Here is a 17,573-nt window from a genome sequence, read left to right on the forward strand (position 1 = left end):
TCATTAAATATCGCGCTTTCTATCCCCCCACAATCCGGAAATCGATATGAGCGGGAGGCGGAAATTGGGCGGCGGCTTCCCGAATCAACTCGTCCGTTACGGCCGCGTTTCGCTCCTTGGCCAGCTTCTCGGCGTTGTATTGATACCAAAGTTCCACGATCGTCGCTTCGCCTTCGCGGATGACGGCAAATTCCGTCTCGAATAAGTCGGCCAAGAAGTCTTCTATATGCAGCGCAAGCGCCGCCTTGCCGACGATAATTCGCAAGCGGTCGCTTTGCTTGAAGGAGGCCGGAAGCGCTTCGTACACGCTCCAAGCCTTCTCGTACTGCTCGCTTCGGATTAACAAATCCACATACTCTTCCGCAAAAGCTCTGTCCGGAAAGCCGTTCTCCATTCCATACGCCCGTTCCATATAGGACAGCGCCATGGCGTTGTCTCCTCGCTCCCGCATCAGCACCGCAATATTGCGATATGCCCATCCCGACGGCTGAAGCGCAAGCGAACGTTCCCACGCTTTCAGCGCCTCCTCTTCTTGCCCATGTTCGTACAGCATGACGCCGTAATGCAAATAAGCGTTCCAGGATTGGCCTTCTTCCCGCTTAAGGCTGTCGGCTAGCATGCTCATCCACTCTTCCTGCACCATCCACGAGACGGGAATCGAATCCGGGTCGCAATCCGGCAGGCGCCCGCCCTGCAACAAGGAAAGCCACGGCAATTGGGCCGTTTCCAAACTGCCGTCGGCAAACGCAAATCCGTCCGGAACCGTTCTGCGCTCAAGCTTTTGTCTGCGCAGCCTCTCGAGCGCCCCCCATCCCGAACCGGCATGCAATTGCTCGGCAGGCTGAATGCGGGCATACGCCCGTAACTTTTCATGGATATCGTATACCATATCGGCGCTCAATTGCTGCTCGACGCGATCTTCAATATATCGGCGCGCGTTCTCCCATTGTTCGTCGTAGGCTTGCTCGGGATCCGCTTCCGACATGCCGATGAGCTGCGTAAATTCCCATTCCGTGGCCGCCGGCATCTCGATTCCGTGCAGCTGCGTCGGAGTAAGCCCGCCCTGAATTTCAATATAGTTTCCTTCGCCGGGCTTCGACAGGAAGTCGCGCCACCGTCTTCCGCCCGCATGATTTCCCCAGCAAAACATTTTCCGGTATCTCAATAAGGAAGTAGACCGTTCGTACAACAATGCGCCGTCCTCATAAACGACTGCTTCCCAAGGAGATTGGCAATCTTCGGGAGTCAAATAGAAATATTCGCTCGAAAACGGAATTTGCATCGGATAGGAGGCATCCGCGCCTGGTACGGACTGCAATTCGGGCAATTCGCCCGCTCCGAACCCTTTCGCTTCGTGATCGATATAAATGACGCTGCTTGTCGAAGAGAAGACTCGGGACGCGGGCGTTTCGGGCGCCGCGATATTCGTCCACCAATACATCGGGACGGAAACGTCATTGTCATTGACAATGCGTACATAAATAGAGAGCTTATCCGCTCCCGGCGGAAGATGGAAGTCGACATGCCAAAATATATTTTTACAACGTTCGTATTCGTAAATGCGTAGAAACTCGTTTCCGTCTTCGCCCCGCAACTTGGCGGCGTAAACGGGAGATGCGGTCGTAAATGTGTGGCCGAGCTGTCCGATATTCCATTCCATCCCTCCGGAGAACCAGGCGTTTCGAATCGCAAGATTGGCAGGCTGAAACACCGGATTCGTATACAGCATGTCCCGGTTTGTCCGTTTATCCTTAAGCGAGTAGAGCCTTCCTCCATATTCCGGCAAGAAGACGGCAACCAATCGATCGTTCTCCAGTACGATCGTCTTTAACAAGATCGGCTTTCGCTCCCTCGTATACCGGTCTTGCATCCGATAAGGCAAATACGTTTCGCCCGCATGCTCCCCTAAATGCCGTTTCAGCTCAGGCGTTAACGTTCCGTTATCCCCCACTTGCCTATGCCGCCGTCTATTCCGAAACATAGGAAGGGGATTTTCTCCTTCCGGCAAAGCGCCTTCAAGGGTCAATGAAGATACCGTGACTTTCATCCTGCTCACCATCCTGATTCGCAAAGTTAATCGTATTATACCGCTGAAAAAACGAACTGCGCTATTCACTTTATTGCGCAAAACTTGTACAATTTTCACCCGTTCCGGGCTTGCTGCAACATTTATCCAACTTATTCCGTCTGAACCAATGAAAACAAAATGATAGAAGGTGATCCGAATGAAGAAGAGAAGCAGAGTGCTGTCGAGCGTATTGGTCGTATTAGCCCTCGCATTTACGTTAGGCGGGAGCGCGTTAGCGTTTCAAGATTTGAAAGACGAGCCGGCCAAAGATAAAATTATGGCTTTGCTCAATGAAGGTATTGTGAAAGGCGTGGACGACAGCCGATTCGCCCCTAAGGAAAAAATGACCTATGCGCAAAGCGTACAGATGATTGTGAACGGATTGGATTTGAATCTCGATACTGTGAAATTCGTCAAAAAGCCGGAAGCGACCGACTATTATACGAATATTCCGAACAACGCCTGGTATGCGGAAGCGTTCGTCATCGCGCAAATCAACGGGTTATCGATTCCGAAGGATATCGATCCGGCCAAGAAGATCACACGCGAACAATTCGCCAATCTGCTCGCGGAAGCGATGTGGACGAAAGGGGATTTCGCCTTTATCGAAATTTGGATTCAAATCGATGACGAGGATTCGATCGACAACCGGTATATGACCAACATCCAAAGGCTGCTGATCGCTAAAGTCGCCTCGCTTGACGACAAACAGCGCTTTCGTCCGCTGGATGAAATCACGCGCGCGGAAGCCGCGGCCATGCTGCATGACGCGAGAAAATTCGTGAAGGAACAGGCCGGGAATGTCATTCCAAAGCTTCCTCCCGCGCAACATGAAGATGTAACCGTATCCGTCGGGAAAATTTCCGACGAAGTCAATAAAGTGACGCTGTCCTGGGGAGAGAAGCCGAATCCCGGCTATAAAATAACGATCCGCAGCATCGATTTCTCCGAGCAAGGAAAAGCTGTCATCTATTATGAACTTCATTATCCGGATCCGAATATGAATTACGCCCAAGTCATCGTTGAACCGAAAGCGGAAACGTATCTTTCCGCAAAACTGGAGGCGGAAATCGCCTTTGCCGGTGCCGGTTCGAAGGGATTCGGCGGCGGATCGAGCAGTTCAAGCGGTTCAAGCGATGCGAGCGACTCGAGCGACTCGAGCGCTTCCCAATCCGTTAGCAACATGTAAGTTGTATTCGGTACAACATAATGTAAGCGAAATGGGCTTCACGGACCGAATTGTTGTAGAATGTACAACATAAACTGGTCATCGTCGCCGTTTCTGCATATTAGGCGCCGGTATGCTGTATTTTTTACAACATCATTGGTAATTTTGAAGTTTTCACACACCTAATGTTGTATTTTATACAGGATAGAGAGGGATTTCGATAAATAAAGAGCCTCCGCATGAGCTGAGGCTCTTTATATTTATAGCAAAGAGAACAAGACGACGAGCGTACCGACGATAAAACAATAAAACGAAAAATATTTCAAATTGCCGCGCGCCATAATGCCCATAAACCATTTCAACGAAAAATACGAAGTAACAAGCGACGCAACGAAAGCTAACGCATAGGGCAGCCAGAGCGTCGACATTTGCGGATCGTGCAGCATATCTTTCCCTTCCAGTACGATGCCGCCGAGACTGACCGGTATGTATAGGAAGAAAGAAAATTTCAACGCCGTCTCCTGCTTCAAACCGCGCCCCATGCCGGCAACGATCGTCGCGCCTGAACGACTGATGCCCGGAATTAAGGCAACCGCTTGCGCCAACCCGATAATGATCGCGTCTTTCAAGGTTAACGCTTGATCGTTCTTGCGCCCCCGCAAATTGCGGATCAACCATAGAGCGACCCCCGTCGCGAGGAGCGTAATCCCGATCGTAAGCAATCCTTTGAAATATCCCGAGATGAAATCGTTGAGCAATACGCCGATGACTCCGGCAGGTATCGTTGCAATGACCAAATAAACGATAAACATAAAATCGGATTTCTGCGCAGGATCGCGCCGTACGAGATAACCGATGCCGTTCGCGGCGAGACTTATTAAATCCTTGCGGTAAATCAGCAAAATCGCGAGCAGCGAAGCGGTGTTTACCAATACCTCAAAACTTAGTCCTTCGATATGCAGTCCGAATAAGTGCTCGACGATGACCAAATGTCCGCTTGACGATACCGGGATCGGCTCCGTAAAGCCTTGCACCAAACCGAGCACAACATATTTCAAAATCAGCCAAAAATCTTCCAGAAATAAAACCTCCTATCATCACTGTCAACGTTCTCAATATACTATGGAGCAAACGGACGACCTATCGAAAAATCTTACAAAATGATAGCTTCAATCTTTCATTTTCGTCACCTAAATTCACTTTCTAATGATAGAATGTTATCAGCCTGATGTCAAAAGGATTGGAATGACCGCTTATGTGGCACTATAACGTAATCTCAATCGATTTCGTATCTTGATTCCACTGAATTTGCGCGCCTAAAGCTTCCGTCACGAAGCGCAAAGGCACCATTGTTTTGCCTTCCACAGCAACAGCCGGTTCCTCTAGCTCTATCTTCTCGCCGTTCACATAGGCTTTTTTTTGCCCGATCGTTAATTGAATCAATATATCTCCCTTTGCGGCCGTTATCGTTTGGGTCGAACCGTTCCATTCTACTTCGGCTCCCAGCGCCGTAAAAATATCACGCATCGGAACGAGTATGATTTCGTTTTTCTTAATCGGTTCGTGCGAAAAATGCAATGTCTGCTCTCCCAATGAAACCGAAATATTGGCAGGCTCGTATTCTTTCTTTTGCTTCGCTTGCTTTTTAACAGCAGACGTTTTCGACTGGTCTACACTTTTATTCGATGCCGGTTTGGTTTTGCTGCCGGAACTGCCGCTCTTGCTCTTCCCGCCGTGATAATGATACTCTCCGTAACTCAAGCCCCATTTTTCGCAGTTCGTTCTGCAAGTATGCCCTCCGTTCGCATCCGTTCTGCCCGGATGCGCGCTTGCCGTACCCGCAATAGTCAGTAAAACGCAGCCCATCATGAAAGAAACCCACTTCTTATTCATGCTCCGACCTCCAATTCTCTTTTCCATCGATTTCCTCGCAATCTTCTTCATTCTACTATAGGAAGGTTTTTTGCGCTATTGGGCATAATAGGCTCGAAACGAATCGATCATAAGGAGGGAACTCGATGGGCGAAAAAAATATATTGGCTCATTTCAACACGCCGGAGCGGGCGGAGGAAGCCGCTGCTCGGCTGAAATCGTTACGCGTGATCGACATGTCGATCGATCGAATCGGCCGATACCAAGGAGAAGGAATCGAAGAGACGCTGAATCCGCTCTCCAACGACTTCGAAGGGCTTGGAAAATTGACGCTGGATGCCGATTTCCGGAGCAGAAGCGCCGGCATTATGGCAGCCGCGGACCCGAGCGCAAGCGGGATGAGCGACGGCGGACAAGGGGGGCCGACCGGCAAAGACATATTACTCACCGTTGTCGTCCAAGAGAACGATCACAAGGAAGCGCTGCGTCTTATCCAAGAAGCGGGCGGGGAAGTATAGCGGCCCGAACAACGGAAAAGCCAAGCGTCCGGCATCCGGATGCTTGGCTTGACCGCCCGGCGATGGCTTACGCCATTTGCAATTGTGCCGGAAACTGAACGTCCAGCGGCGCGCCGAGTTTATAGATATGGGGTTGTTCGATTCCGTCGAAGGCGTTGCGCGTATCCAATATCGGGACGCCAGTCTTGGCCAATTCTTCATAATCGAACTCTTTATGATTCGTAATGACGACAATGCAATCATATTTGCGAATCAAGCTAAGCTCGCAAGGAATCGATTTTACCGTATTTCCATCCATATCGGCAAAAGAAGTAGCGAACGGATCGCAATAATCGACAAACGCCCCGTTTGCTTTGAATAATTCGTAGGCCGCGAGTCCCGGAGATTCGCGCACATCGTCCACTCCCGGCTTATAGGCCATGCCGAGGAGCAGCACGCGGGAATTTTTAATAGACTTCGTATACAGATTTAAGATTTGAGCCGTTTTATGGATGACGTGATCGGGCATATTCGTGTTGAACGCCTGCGCCAAATCGATAAATTTGCTGTAGAAGCGGAAGCCTTTCGCCTTCCAGGACAAGTACATCGGATCGAGCGGGATGCAATGTCCGCCGATGCCGGGACCGGGATAGAATGGCATGAAGCCGAACGGCTTCGTAGAAGCGGCTTTAATAACTTCCCAAATGTCGATTCCCATTTTCTCGCACATCATCGCCATTTCATTGATGAATGCGATATTTACGCTGCGGAATGTATTTTCCAGCAGCTTGCTCATCTCGGCAACTTTGGGCGAAGATACCGGCACAACCTCCTTGACGACGGATTGATACAATAACGAACCGAGTTCCAGGCATGCAGCAGTCGTTCCGCCGATCACTTTCGGCGTATTGTACGTATTGTACGTCCGGTTCGAAGGGTCGACGCGTTCCGGGGAGAAGCACAGGAAGTAATCGATTCCCGTCCGCAGCCCTATTTTCTCTAATTCGCGTTGAATCAATTCCTCCGTCGTACCCGGGTAAGTCGTGCTTTCGAGCGTAATGAGCGGGCCGTTCTGCATATATTGTTTCAATTGCTCGACGACAAGATGAATGTAAGAGGTGTCCGGATCTTGGTTTTTGCTGAGCGGAGTAGGAACGCAGATCGTTACCGCGTCCAGCCATTTCAGCGCTTGGTAATCCGATGTAAGGAAAAATCTCCCGCTGTCGTTCGCCTCCTGCAGTTCTTCGTCGCTGACGTCGTGGATGTAGGATTTCCCGTTTTGCAACGAGGCGAGCTTTTGATCGTTGATGTCTATTCCGTATACGGAGTACCCGGCTTTCACCATTTGCATCGCAAGCGGCAGCCCGACATAGCCGAGTCCGATAATGCCCACTTTGGCGTTTTTTGTTTCGATAAGATCCTTCAACGTTTGATATCTGCTGTTCATCATCATTTCCCTCCAGTTTTGACTAATATTACAACGCCTGATCCAACAGTCTCCGAATGCGGGCTTCCAACTCGATCGGCGAGAACGGCTTGGCCAAAAAATCGGAAACGCCCAAATCGAAGCATTTGCGGATATCGTGCTCCAATTTTTTCTCCGTTAAAATCATCACCTTGCTCTTTCCTTGGTTTTTGCGGCGTATATTGCTAATCAGCTGATACCCGTCCATGACCGGAAGCGCGAGTTCGGTAATGACCATCTCCGGCAAAATATCCTCGAACATTTCCAGTCCCGTCTGGCCGTCTTGCGCAACATGCACCTCATACCCTTTCATTCCTAATCGGGTCGATAAATATTCGCCGATCGTCTTATCGTTATCGACGACGAGCACCGCGCTGGCGGTCTCGGCGCGCTTGTTGTAAATCAATATGTCATCGCCTTTGCCCGCCAGCTTCTCCAGCTCCTGCAGCATGCCCGTTACCGTTCGCTCCGGCGCATCGCCGGAGCCGGCGGCCAGAATCGTCCCATGGACGACGCCGAGCTGTTCGAGCCGCTCCTTCAATAAAATGGAAAAAAAGTGAGTATCGCTTAACGTTTGTCCCTCTAAAATTAACAGCGATATTCCCGATTGCATGTCATGCAGCTGCCGGATCGCAAGATGCGGATCGATGGCCGCGATATCCGCTTCCGTAATTGTCCCCCCTTTCAAAGCGCGTTGAAAGGCGACGGCTCCCCACGGCATTTCGGATTGCGCGATCATATCGCTCATTAATTGGCCGGCAATTCGCTGAATCGTATCTTTTTCCGTAATCGTAAGCATCGGTCGACCTCCTGAAAGTTTTGTGGAAAAGTTTTGCGGAGCAGAGCTTCCATGTTATGGGCGTTACGACTTGGCGGTTTCTTCCTTCCAGCTTTTCCTTACCATGACGCCCCATGTACTCTTGTTGCGCATAAAATCGATCTGTCCGAAAAAGCGCCAAATGGCGTTGATTTGGTCATAGCCGAGCGTCATTAAGAACGAGCAGCCTACCATCATGGCAAGGTCCATAATCCGCGGATACCGCCGAAACGCCATTTCTTCCAGCAGAAGCGCCCCGCAAGTTAATATCATATTGATCAGCGTATTGATGAACAGAAAAGTAAGCACGATCGGCCATGCCGTCATATCCAAGAAAAAATATCCCAATAAGGCGGCAAATCCGGTCATTTTGAAATAAGGGTTCAACGTTTCGAACAGGACGTTGTACGGCATCGCCAGCAAACCGATTTGCTTGTATTTCGGGTTAAAAATCATATGGCGGTAATCCCACATATTTTTAATATTTCCGCGTCCCCATCGTTTGCGCTGGCTTCCCAATATGCGCACCGTGTCGGGCGCCTGCGTCCAACAAACGGCGTCCGGGCAGAACGCGACCCGGTACGGGAGCTTATTCTCGAGCATATACTTATGCAATTTGATAATGATGTTCATGTCTTCTCCCGGAAAACCTTCGCGATACCCGCCAACTTTCACAACATAGTCTTTGCGGAACACGCCGAAAGCGCCGGAAACGATCAGAAGCGCGTTGACGGAGCTCCAACCGATTCTCCCGCCCAGAAACGCTTTTAAATATTCGATATTTTGAAACATCGGCAAAATTTTGTCGGGCAGGCGAACTTTTTTGACGACCCCGTTCTCGATCGTACAACCGTTAGCGATTCGGACGTTGCCGCCGATCGCCACCGTTTCTTCCGGGTTTTCCATGTAAACCCGGGCGATCCGGATCAGCGCGTCCTTCTCGAGCAACGAATCCGCGTCGATCGTACAAATGAGCGGATAATGCGAAAGATTAATGCCGGTATTGAGCGAATCGGCTTTGCCGCCGTTTCGTTTGTCGATAACATACAATTGAGGGTACTCGGGATTATGATAGACCCCGTTGATCGGCGTCGATTCCAGCACTCGCTTGTTCGCGCGATGCGGCGAAAACTGCAAATCGAATTCGTCGATCAGCACCTTTAGCGTGTCGTCCTGCGATCCGTCGTTCACGACGATCACTTCGTATTCGGGATAATTTAACGATAATAACGAACGTACGTTTTCGATAATGGTTAATTCTTCGTTGTACGAAGGCACCAAAATGGAAACGGGCGGTACATGCTCCGAACCGGCGAGCGATTTGAACGGAGAATATAACGAGCCTTTCATCACCCGGGATATATTTTTAAACGAAAGCGCCATGATGACAAAATAAATACAGTAAACTACCGCGATGTAAAACATGGCGAACATCCCGTAGTTCAGTAAAACTTCTCTCATATGCGACTCCTTTCCAACGATTGCAATGACTGCTACATGACTTGTTTTTGATCCAGGCGGTCCGATCCGTTTATTCCGGCATTCCCTTGCTTGTTCCGGAACGTCGCCGCGCCGGACGCATCGCCGGACATCACGCGCTCTTTCATGCGTTCCTCCCAAATAACATCGGAAGCCATATCTTTGCTGAACGGATCTTTGCCGTGAATCGCGACTTCGCATAGGACGGCGAAGCCTTTCTCTTCGAACATCGCCAAGCTGACGGCGCTGTTGCGTCGAACCGTCCAACTGGAATCCGCCATCGCATGCTTCAGCGTCTCGATGTACGCGGCGTTTCCGAGTTCTCCGATCGCTCTGGCCGTCAAGGCGCGGATCTCTTCGTCCTCATGGTTGATCAGCTTCGATACGACGCCTTGGGCAAGCTCCGGGCTGGAATGAAGATACGCTTCCGCCGCAAGCATTCGCAGCTCCCGGTCCGGATGATCGATGAGCTTGAGCAAATTCGGGGCCAAATGAGCGTAGGCTTGGCCCTTCAAGCAATGAACCGCCAGTTTCACCATTCGAATATCTTTGCTGCACAGCATTTCTTCGAGCAAATTCGAATCGGCGGCGGGAGATCTCGTATAAACGTCCGCGGCCAACGAATATGCCGGTTTATTCCCATGCGCAAATCGTTCCATCAATTGCTTCAAGTCGCTCGCCTTGTCCATGCAAAGCGCCGCCGCGCGGGCGAATACGAGAAAATTCGCCGTGTTTTTCTCGTTCCGCGCAAGCTCCAGCAAGACAGGGGCCGCATCCTTGGCCCGCAGCATGCCCAAATGGTAAGCGGCGGTCACGCGCCGCCAGCCGAACTTGCTGCCCAGCCGCCGCATGTTTGCATCGACGAGTCCTAGCTCTTCGCTCAGCGCAATCAGCTTTTCCTGATGGCCGCCTTTCAGCCGATCGATCCATTCGCCGAGCTTCCCTTGAATCACTTCCAATTCGAGCCTGCTTAGGCGGCCGGGCGGCTTTTTCAGCACGGACGCATCGTCCGAATCGCATTGCAAATATTGAAAATACGATTCATGCTTCGCCATAAACAAGTCCTTTTTCTTTTTGATGTAAATCAATCTGGCTTTCATCAGCAAGGCGAAAGCGAGAACGACGACGATGACGATCGAAGCGATTTTAATAAATTGATAAGCCAGTTCCAAGCTTCCCTGAAACATATTCCTCCTCCTATCTGCTCTCTACCCTGTTACCTTCCCGATTCGCTTGCGCTGTGCCGATCGAGATACGCTTTTTTCATCATTTCATAGCTTTTCTTCGGTCTTTCCTGATATTCGACCGTTTCCCACGGTTCCCACACGTATGCCGGGAGCTTGCTCACCGGATATTTATCGCCTTGATGCTCCAATCCGATCGCCTTTCCGGTCGCTTTATCGGTCATCCAAGGCTGCATGCGAATGCCTTTCGTCGTTTCGCTTTGGAAACCGTTCCTGTCCAAAGCGCCGTAACTCATCGCTTGCAAGGAGCTCGGATCGGTAAAACCGAGGAGCATCCAAGGGATGCGCAGTTCGATGACATTGCCCGAAGCCTGCCATAATGCAAGCGAATCGTAATCCGGGCTCTGCGGATCGGTGACTCCCCGCTTCAATTTGCCAACGACGATATCCTCGAACGGATGGTGAAATTTCGTGTCCGGAGGCGTCATTTCCAAGCCGATCGCCAATTTCCACGGATTGAAGATGCCCGAATCGTCCTTCATTTCCCGTTCGCTGAGAGGAATCATCCCATAACCGTATCCGTACAGGCGGGTATGGAAATCGTAGTTGGATGCGATTTTAATGTCGCTCTCTTCATCCTTCCCAAGCGTAACCAACGTTTCCAGACCTTCGTCGAGAACGGTCCCGGACAACTCCGGCGCATGGCGGTTCCCTCCTGCTATCGTATCGAACCCGAGGTGGAACGATTGCTTGTCCGGATCGAACGCTTCGTTCAGCCGTACGAGAACGTATAAATACGCTTCGTCATGGGTCGCCCACATTTCCTTGATGCCTGCTTGTCCGGCGTCCACCCGCTGCTTCTCTTCTTCCGGAAGCTGGTTCCAGTCGTCATCCTTCCCGTCCATGACGATCTTGCCGTCTTTGCCCGGATACATGCCGAGAACCCCGAACATCTCCTCGTTCGTCAGCACATTCAACCATAATTTGCGCCGGTCTGCCGGTATTTCGAAAGGCATCGTATTCCAGGTCTTCTTGAACCATTCGTCCTGCCATGCGAACAATATTGCGCCCGCATACCCTTCGCTGACGATTTCGCGGAACAGCGAACTGTTGATCTCGCCTTGCTCTTGCTCGTTATGTCCGCCTTGATCCCGGCCCAATCGGTCCACATGGCCGATCCCGATCGAGGACGGAACGCCGAATTCGGTCACCATAATCGGCATGCCTGCATGATGTTTCTTTAATTTCCGCAAGTACGTTTTATAGGAATCGGGCTTGCCTTCCTCGTTCGTCACCGTCCGGAGCGTTTCGTCCAGGCGGAAAAAGTCCGGATAGTAAGGATATACATGGTACGATGCAAAATATCCCGCTTCCCAATGGGCCGGCTCAAGATGAGTCGCGTCCACGCTTGCAAGATCCTCTTCGAAAGTCGGTTCGCCCGGATGCGTCAGCGGATCCGTCGTTACCCAGTTCGTGAACGTCAGCGGATGCTGCCATCCGAACTTCCGCTCTTGCTCGGCGACATTGTCCAACATTTCCGCCAACCAATTTTCGAACGCAGTCGCCTCTTCTTTCGCGCGAATATGCGAACCGTTAAAGCGCGGAATGCCGGCATGCTTCGTATCCGTATTGTCCACCATTTGCGGATCCCATTCCGTGCCGATATGCCAAGCCATCAAGTAGGGGCCCGCATTCGCCCGGTATGCGCCGCTCGCCTTCCCCGGCGTTTCCGGAATGTCCGCTTTCCCGTAGACCGCCTGGACGGCCAACGTAATCTCTTGTTTGAACGTATCGCGGATTTCCGGCAAATACGCATCCCGCTTTTCAATGAGCGCTTCCTCCGGCGACCATACGCCTTGAATGAAGTAGAGAGGCTTCTCCGGATGGCCCTGGTTATACTCTACGATCGCTTCGTAAAATTCCGGCGGCAAAATCGTGTATATCCTTACGACGTTGCTGCCCATTTCCGCCATTTTTGCAAACCAATCCAAATAGTTTTGTTTCGTAATGGGAAGCTCCCCGGGGTCGTGCCCGGGCAGAGTCGCCCCCAAGTTGACGCCTTGCGCGAAGAATCGCTCCCATTTTTGATCCGTAAATACTTCCAATTGATCTCCGTTGGTGCGAAACTTCAATTGCGTCCCGTCCCCGCTCTCAAAACTTTCCACATGCAGCGGAAACAACACTTTCCATTGAAAACCGACAAATGCGATGATGCCGAGCAAACAAATTCCGATCCATTTCCAAAGGCTGCTCTTTTTCCGATTTGCGCTGCCTATCATGACGATGTCGGTTTCATCCGCCTTGCCGTGTAGTTTCTATCGTTTTCATTTGCAACATTCCCGCTATGTACGAACGGAATATCCATCGTACGAACAGCTAATACGCACATAATCATACCTCCGGTAATAGATTTGAACTTCTATGCTCAGCAATGCTTGTCGAGTTGTTCGTTGGATCGTTCTTTATAACGAACGATTAACGCAAGTATATCTCAATCTCTTAAAATTGAAAAGCTGAAATTATGACATTTTTTTAATATATTCGGTATTATCCTCTCTTTTTTAGGTGATTTCTCTCTTTTTTTGCCGTAAATAAAAAAAACGCGGAGCCTTTAAAAAAGGCACCCGCGATTCAAACAAGCAACGGATAGATGATATTATCGATTCGATAGGGATTGACCGGTTTTCCATTTGTAAAATTCCAAAAACTCGCGAAACTGTTCTTTGCTGACTCCCGAAGCCATCGCTTCCTTGACGATATCGTACCATTCTTCGTCCAGGTTCATCTTGCTCGGATCCATGACTTCATGGAGCAGCTCCTCCACCGTGACATCCAATACAGCGGCTATTTTCTCCAAAAATTGGATGGAAGGGTTTCTTTGAATGTTTCGTTCGATCGCGCTTAAGTATGATTTGGCGACCCCCGCACTTTCGGCAAGTTCGGACAGGGAAAAACCTTTTTTCACACGCAATTTATGTACACGTTCCCCGACCATTTGCATCTCCCTTTTAAAATTGTTAATGTATTACACAAAATTATAGCAATTGAAATCTTTTTTTGGAAGGAGGAAATTAATCTTTTTTCCTACTTTCGGATTATTTTTCGACAACATGGCGATCTACCCCCATAAAACGGGAATTTCATAAGTAATAATAACTTATCGGAACAATTCCACATTTCATAACGAGAGGAGATGCCAAGGCAAAAATAGACGAACGGCGAATATCGGAATGAACGAAATAACGACTTATGGATTATTTTCACAATGAAAATATTATGATAATGTGGTAAAAAACGTAAAACCGATTGGGAGATCGCCATTCTTGATGCTTAGCTTGCGGCTCCACAGGAGGGAAACGAATGAAGACAACAACAAGAGAAAATATGAGAAACCTGCTGGATGAAGAATGGACAACCTTAATTTGGACAGCGCAACGCATCGGCGTTACGCCGGAAGAAGTTAGAGGTTTTTTGCGAAAACAGGAAATTTCGATCGAATGGACGGAAAAGCGCGCATCTTCGCCGCGGAAGAACATTTCAGCTTGGAAAATCTACGACATTTCGGCCGGCAGACCGCCGGAGGGCGAATTATGAAGCCGCGCCGCTGGCAAATATGGCTGCTGCTCCTTGTCGTCATCGGCTTAGTCGGCTTCGACAAGCCGGATCATGGAAAACGGGCAACCTACTTGTGGCAAGCGGACTTGATCGTGTCCGAACGCCAGTCCGTCCTGTCGTTCCTTCAGGAACAATCGGTTCAAGTGCTATATTTGAATATCGATCCGAAAGTATCCGCGCAGGATTATAAAACATTCGCCGCGGAAGCAAGCAAGTCGGGAGTGGAAGTATACGCTTTGGGAGGAGAACCCGAGTGGGCGTTAAGCAAATACAAAGGGCGAATCTCCGCCTTCGTCGATTGGGTGCGGGAATATAACGAATCCGCCCAGCCGGCCGAGCGTTTCGCCGGCATCCATGTCAACGTTCAGCCGTATCTTCTTCCGGAGTGGGAGACCAGCAGGGATGACTTGTTGCGGCAATGGACCGGAAATGCGGACTATACGGCGACAGAAGCCAAGGCGGCTCTTCTTAAGACGAGCGCCGATCTTCCCGCATGGTACGACGGCATGAAATTGCCGGATGCCAAGGACGAGACGGTCGTCTCCTGGATGTTGAAGCAATTCGACACCGTCACGATTATGGCGTACCGGAACACTGCCGAAGGCGACAACGGCATCGTCTCTCTGGTAACCGACGAACTGGCGGAAGCGGACCGGCTGGAGAAGCCTGTATTGATCGCGGTAAATATCAATAAAAGCGATGAAGGCAAACATGTTTCCTTCTACAATAAAGGGGCGAAGAGCATGGAACGCGAGCTTGAACGGCTGCCCGGCCTGCTTGGACAACACGCTTCGTTTGCCGGAATCGCCGTCCATGATTATGCAAGCTGGAGCGGGCGCGTCCGGTTGGAATCCGCATCGAAACCGATTGCCGGGCCGATCAAAGCAACGTATGTTTGGGAAGCCGATACCGCTGTCCGAGAAAGGAAAGAAATCATCGACTTTGCCAAAAGCAACGATGTGAATTTGCTCTACGTAAGGCTTGATCTCGAACGGCCGTTTGCCGATTATCGTCCGCTTGTCGCCGATGCCTCGGCGGCGGGAATCGAAGTGCACGCGATGGGCGGCCATCCGCAATGGGCGCTGGCAAAAAGCAAGGAACGCATCATGAAGCTTGTGCGCTACGTGCGGCAATACAATGAAGAGGCCGGGGACGGCGAGAAGATGCGCGGAATCCATTTGGATATCGAGCCTTACGTCATGCCGCTGTGGCAATCGAACCGGGACTCGATATTGAAGCAATGGATGGACAACATTCAAGCGTTTGCCGAGGCGGCGAAACAAAGCGGCGATTTGCAAACGAGCGTGGATCTCGCCTTTTGGCTGGACGGCACATCCGTGCCGGGCGAGCCCGATCTGCCGTTTAGCAAATGGATGATCGGCCAATTGGATCATGTCACCGTCATGGCGTTCCGCAATTATGCCGAAGGTCCCGGCGGCATCGCCGATATCGTTCGCGACGAATTAGGCTTTGCCGATGAACTCGGCAAACAAATCATTGTCTCTGTGGAAATGAAAGAAAGCCATGAAGGCGAATCCGTCTCCTTCTTCCACAAAGGGAAAGCGGAAATGAACCGTCAATTGGAAATCGCGGAGGGGCTATTGAAACAACACGCTTCGTTCCGCGGCTTCGCGGTTCATGCCTACGATTACTGGAAAGAAGGCAAAGAATGAGTGCAATGAGCGCTAATGATAAGGAGATGCGTATGATCATACCTTTGTATGGTCATCGCATCTCCTTATTTATTCCATCGATTGCAAATGCTGCAACATTGTATCCTTTGTTTTCGTTATAAGAGTATGAATCGTTGAATTGGCAGGTGATAAACGTGAACCAAACGGTCATGCTGCTCCTTTTTCTCTCGCTATTGCTTACGGCGTGTTCCGGACAAACGCCGCCTTCCGGTACGGAGCGGACGGCGGCGGTAATCGGCAATCCTACGGCTGAAGAAATATTGCAACAATCGAAAGATGCCGATATTTTCATGTTTGACGATATCGTATACGTCAATGCCGACAATCTCGACTGGGTGCAGCAATTGCAGATCGGCGAGCTGGCGGAAATCGGCAAGATTCAAACGAATTATCGCGAAGGAACGGATTTTATCAACGAAATGTCAACCAAACTGCCGATCGGCACCATCATCTATGAGCCGACAGCGAAGCAAGGCCCCGTACTGATCGCAGAAATCGCAGGCAAGCCCGTTCGATATTTGGGACTCCTCGAAGGATAGCCCTTTTACACCCACCACATTTCGCCGAGCGGTTCTCTGAGCAGCACCTGCTGCAAACATTGCACCGCTTTGGTAAAGCCTTCGTCGACAGACATTAAGCCGTCCTCATGCTCAATGCTGACGACATAATCGTAGCCGACCAAACGAAGGGCGCTCATAATATCCGCCCATGTCTTCAAATCATGGCCGAAGCCGACGGTACGGAACTGCCAGGCGCGGTCAAGCATCAACGCATACGACTGCATATCGGTAACGCCATGCTTGTTGACGTTGACCGGATCGATCGTCGTATCTTTCGCATGGAAATGGTGGATCGCATTCTCGCGGCCGAGAATATGAATGGCTTGCACCGGGTCGATGCCTTGCCACCACATATGGCTCGGATCCAGATTGGCTCCGATCACCTCGCCCGCCGCCTCGCGCAGGCGCAGCAGCGTTGCCGGCGTATGAACGGAGAAGCCGCCATGCAGTTCGAGCGCGATTTTGACGCCGCGGTCAGACGCGAATTTCCCCGTTTCGGTCCAATAGGGAATGACCTTATTCGACCATTGCCAATCGAGAATTTCTTGATAATCGTTCGGCCAAGGCGCAACGGGCCAGTTCGGATATTTCGCATCTTCGTGGTCGCCGGGACAGCCGGAAAATCCGTTGACGACAGGAACTTCCAACCGCTCGGCCAACTCCACCGTACGAATGAATTCGTCGTGGAACTTCCGGGCGATCGGTTTTTGCGGATGCAGCGGATTGCCGTGGCAGCTTAATGCGCTGATCGTCAAACCGCGCGACTCGAACGCCGCTTTGAACTGTTTCAGCTTGCTCTCGTCGGCAAGAAGCTCCTCCGGATTGCAATGGCTGTTGCCCGGATAGCCGCCCGTTCCGATTTCGACGGCATCCAATCCTTTAGACGCAATGTAATCCAACGCTTCCTCCAACGGTTTTTGCGCAAACAATACGCTAAATACTCCCAGTTTCAATAAGGACACCTCCGCATACATTCAATAAGCTTCTCGGAATTCACATTCCGTTGCAGACTCTAGCTTCCTAGCTAGGGTCTTCTATTGTTTCACCCCCAAACATGGGGTGCGAACAAACATTCCTCTTGACTTTTCAAAATCACCCCAATAATCGCCGAGAAGGCTTTTTTTATTTCTAATGAATTGGGTGATTTTCATGAA

Annotated in this window: 15 protein-coding genes; 5 read left to right on the forward strand and 10 right to left on the reverse strand. The window is 50.5% G+C overall.

Annotation, left to right across the window (positions count from 1 at the left end; translation table 11 throughout):
- Positions 1-19 precede the first annotated feature (19 nt).
- Positions 20-1,981 carry a DUF5107 domain-containing protein gene (locus KQI79_RS23900; protein ID WP_216540821.1) on the reverse strand — a complete coding sequence of 654 codons (1,962 nt, stop codon included), beginning with the start codon at positions 1,979-1,981 and terminating at the stop codon, positions 20-22.
- Between the two features lie 244 nt (positions 1,982-2,225).
- Between KQI79_RS23900 and KQI79_RS23905 the strand changes: the two genes are divergently transcribed.
- On the forward strand, positions 2,226-3,257 hold the full coding sequence (locus KQI79_RS23905; protein WP_216540822.1) for an S-layer homology domain-containing protein: 1,032 nt from the start codon (positions 2,226-2,228) through the stop codon (positions 3,255-3,257).
- A gap of 239 nt (positions 3,258-3,496) precedes the next feature.
- On the opposite strand, the gene KQI79_RS23910 is transcribed toward KQI79_RS23905, so the two are convergent.
- Both KQI79_RS23910 and KQI79_RS23915 read right to left on the reverse strand, forming a co-directional pair.
- Positions 3,497-4,315, reverse strand: a complete 819-nt coding sequence (locus KQI79_RS23910) for an undecaprenyl-diphosphate phosphatase (RefSeq protein WP_216540834.1) — start codon at positions 4,313-4,315, stop codon at positions 3,497-3,499.
- 184 nt (positions 4,316-4,499) lie between these two features.
- On the reverse strand, positions 4,500-5,129 hold the full coding sequence (locus KQI79_RS23915; RefSeq protein WP_216540823.1) for a copper amine oxidase N-terminal domain-containing protein: 630 nt from the start codon (positions 5,127-5,129) through the stop codon (positions 4,500-4,502).
- Between the two features lie 125 nt (positions 5,130-5,254).
- Here KQI79_RS23915 and KQI79_RS23920 point away from each other — a divergent pair, with 125 nt between their 5' ends.
- Positions 5,255-5,626, forward strand: coding sequence for a hypothetical protein (locus KQI79_RS23920; protein ID WP_216540824.1), 372 nt, complete (start codon positions 5,255-5,257; stop codon positions 5,624-5,626).
- Between the two features lie 67 nt (positions 5,627-5,693).
- Here the strand turns inward: KQI79_RS23920 and KQI79_RS23925 are convergent, their stop codons facing one another.
- From KQI79_RS23925 to KQI79_RS23950, 6 genes are all read right to left on the reverse strand, one after another.
- Positions 5,694-7,052 carry a nucleotide sugar dehydrogenase gene (locus KQI79_RS23925; protein WP_216540825.1) on the reverse strand — a complete coding sequence of 453 codons (1,359 nt, stop codon included), beginning with the start codon at positions 7,050-7,052 and terminating at the stop codon, positions 5,694-5,696.
- A gap of 28 nt (positions 7,053-7,080) precedes the next feature.
- Positions 7,081-7,869, reverse strand: coding sequence for a response regulator transcription factor (locus tag KQI79_RS23930; RefSeq protein WP_216540826.1), 789 nt, complete (start codon positions 7,867-7,869; stop codon positions 7,081-7,083).
- Between the two features lie 63 nt (positions 7,870-7,932).
- Positions 7,933-9,348: a glycosyltransferase family 2 protein gene (locus KQI79_RS23935; RefSeq protein ID WP_216540827.1), complete on the reverse strand. Its 1,416-nt coding sequence runs from the start codon at positions 9,346-9,348 to the stop codon at positions 7,933-7,935.
- 32 nt (positions 9,349-9,380) lie between these two features.
- The gene (locus KQI79_RS23940; protein ID WP_216540828.1) at positions 9,381-10,553 is read right to left on the reverse strand and encodes a HEAT repeat domain-containing protein; all 1,173 of its coding nucleotides are present in this window, start codon (positions 10,551-10,553) and stop codon (positions 9,381-9,383) included.
- A gap of 29 nt (positions 10,554-10,582) precedes the next feature.
- On the reverse strand, positions 10,583-12,829 hold the full coding sequence (locus tag KQI79_RS23945; RefSeq protein WP_216540829.1) for a hypothetical protein: 2,247 nt from the start codon (positions 12,827-12,829) through the stop codon (positions 10,583-10,585).
- 377 nt (positions 12,830-13,206) lie between these two features.
- Positions 13,207-13,545, reverse strand: coding sequence for a helix-turn-helix domain-containing protein (locus KQI79_RS23950; protein ID WP_216540830.1), 339 nt, complete (start codon positions 13,543-13,545; stop codon positions 13,207-13,209).
- 365 nt (positions 13,546-13,910) lie between these two features.
- On the opposite strand from KQI79_RS23950, the gene KQI79_RS27845 reads away from it, so the two are divergent.
- From KQI79_RS27845 to KQI79_RS23965, 3 genes are all read left to right on the forward strand, one after another.
- Positions 13,911-14,144 carry an anti-repressor SinI family protein gene (locus KQI79_RS27845; RefSeq protein ID WP_230191328.1) on the forward strand — a complete coding sequence of 78 codons (234 nt, stop codon included), beginning with the start codon at positions 13,911-13,913 and terminating at the stop codon, positions 14,142-14,144.
- Positions 14,141-15,838: a hypothetical protein gene (locus KQI79_RS23960; protein WP_216540831.1), complete on the forward strand. Its 1,698-nt coding sequence runs from the start codon at positions 14,141-14,143 to the stop codon at positions 15,836-15,838. Before KQI79_RS27845 ends, KQI79_RS23960 begins: the two co-directional genes overlap by 4 nt.
- A 134-nt stretch (positions 15,839-15,972) precedes the next feature.
- Positions 15,973-16,398, forward strand: a complete 426-nt coding sequence (locus tag KQI79_RS23965) for a hypothetical protein (RefSeq protein ID WP_216540832.1) — start codon at positions 15,973-15,975, stop codon at positions 16,396-16,398.
- A gap of 5 nt (positions 16,399-16,403) precedes the next feature.
- On the opposite strand, the gene KQI79_RS23970 is transcribed toward KQI79_RS23965, so the two are convergent.
- A complete protein-coding gene (locus tag KQI79_RS23970; RefSeq protein WP_216540833.1) occupies positions 16,404-17,372 on the reverse strand; it encodes a sugar phosphate isomerase/epimerase family protein in 969 nt (322 codons plus the stop codon).
- Between the last annotated feature and the right edge of the window lie 201 nt (positions 17,373-17,573).

It is taken from the genome of Paenibacillus sp. MSJ-34, from assembly GCF_018918005.1.
Taxonomy (GTDB): Bacteria; Bacillota; Bacilli; order Paenibacillales; family Paenibacillaceae; genus MSJ-34.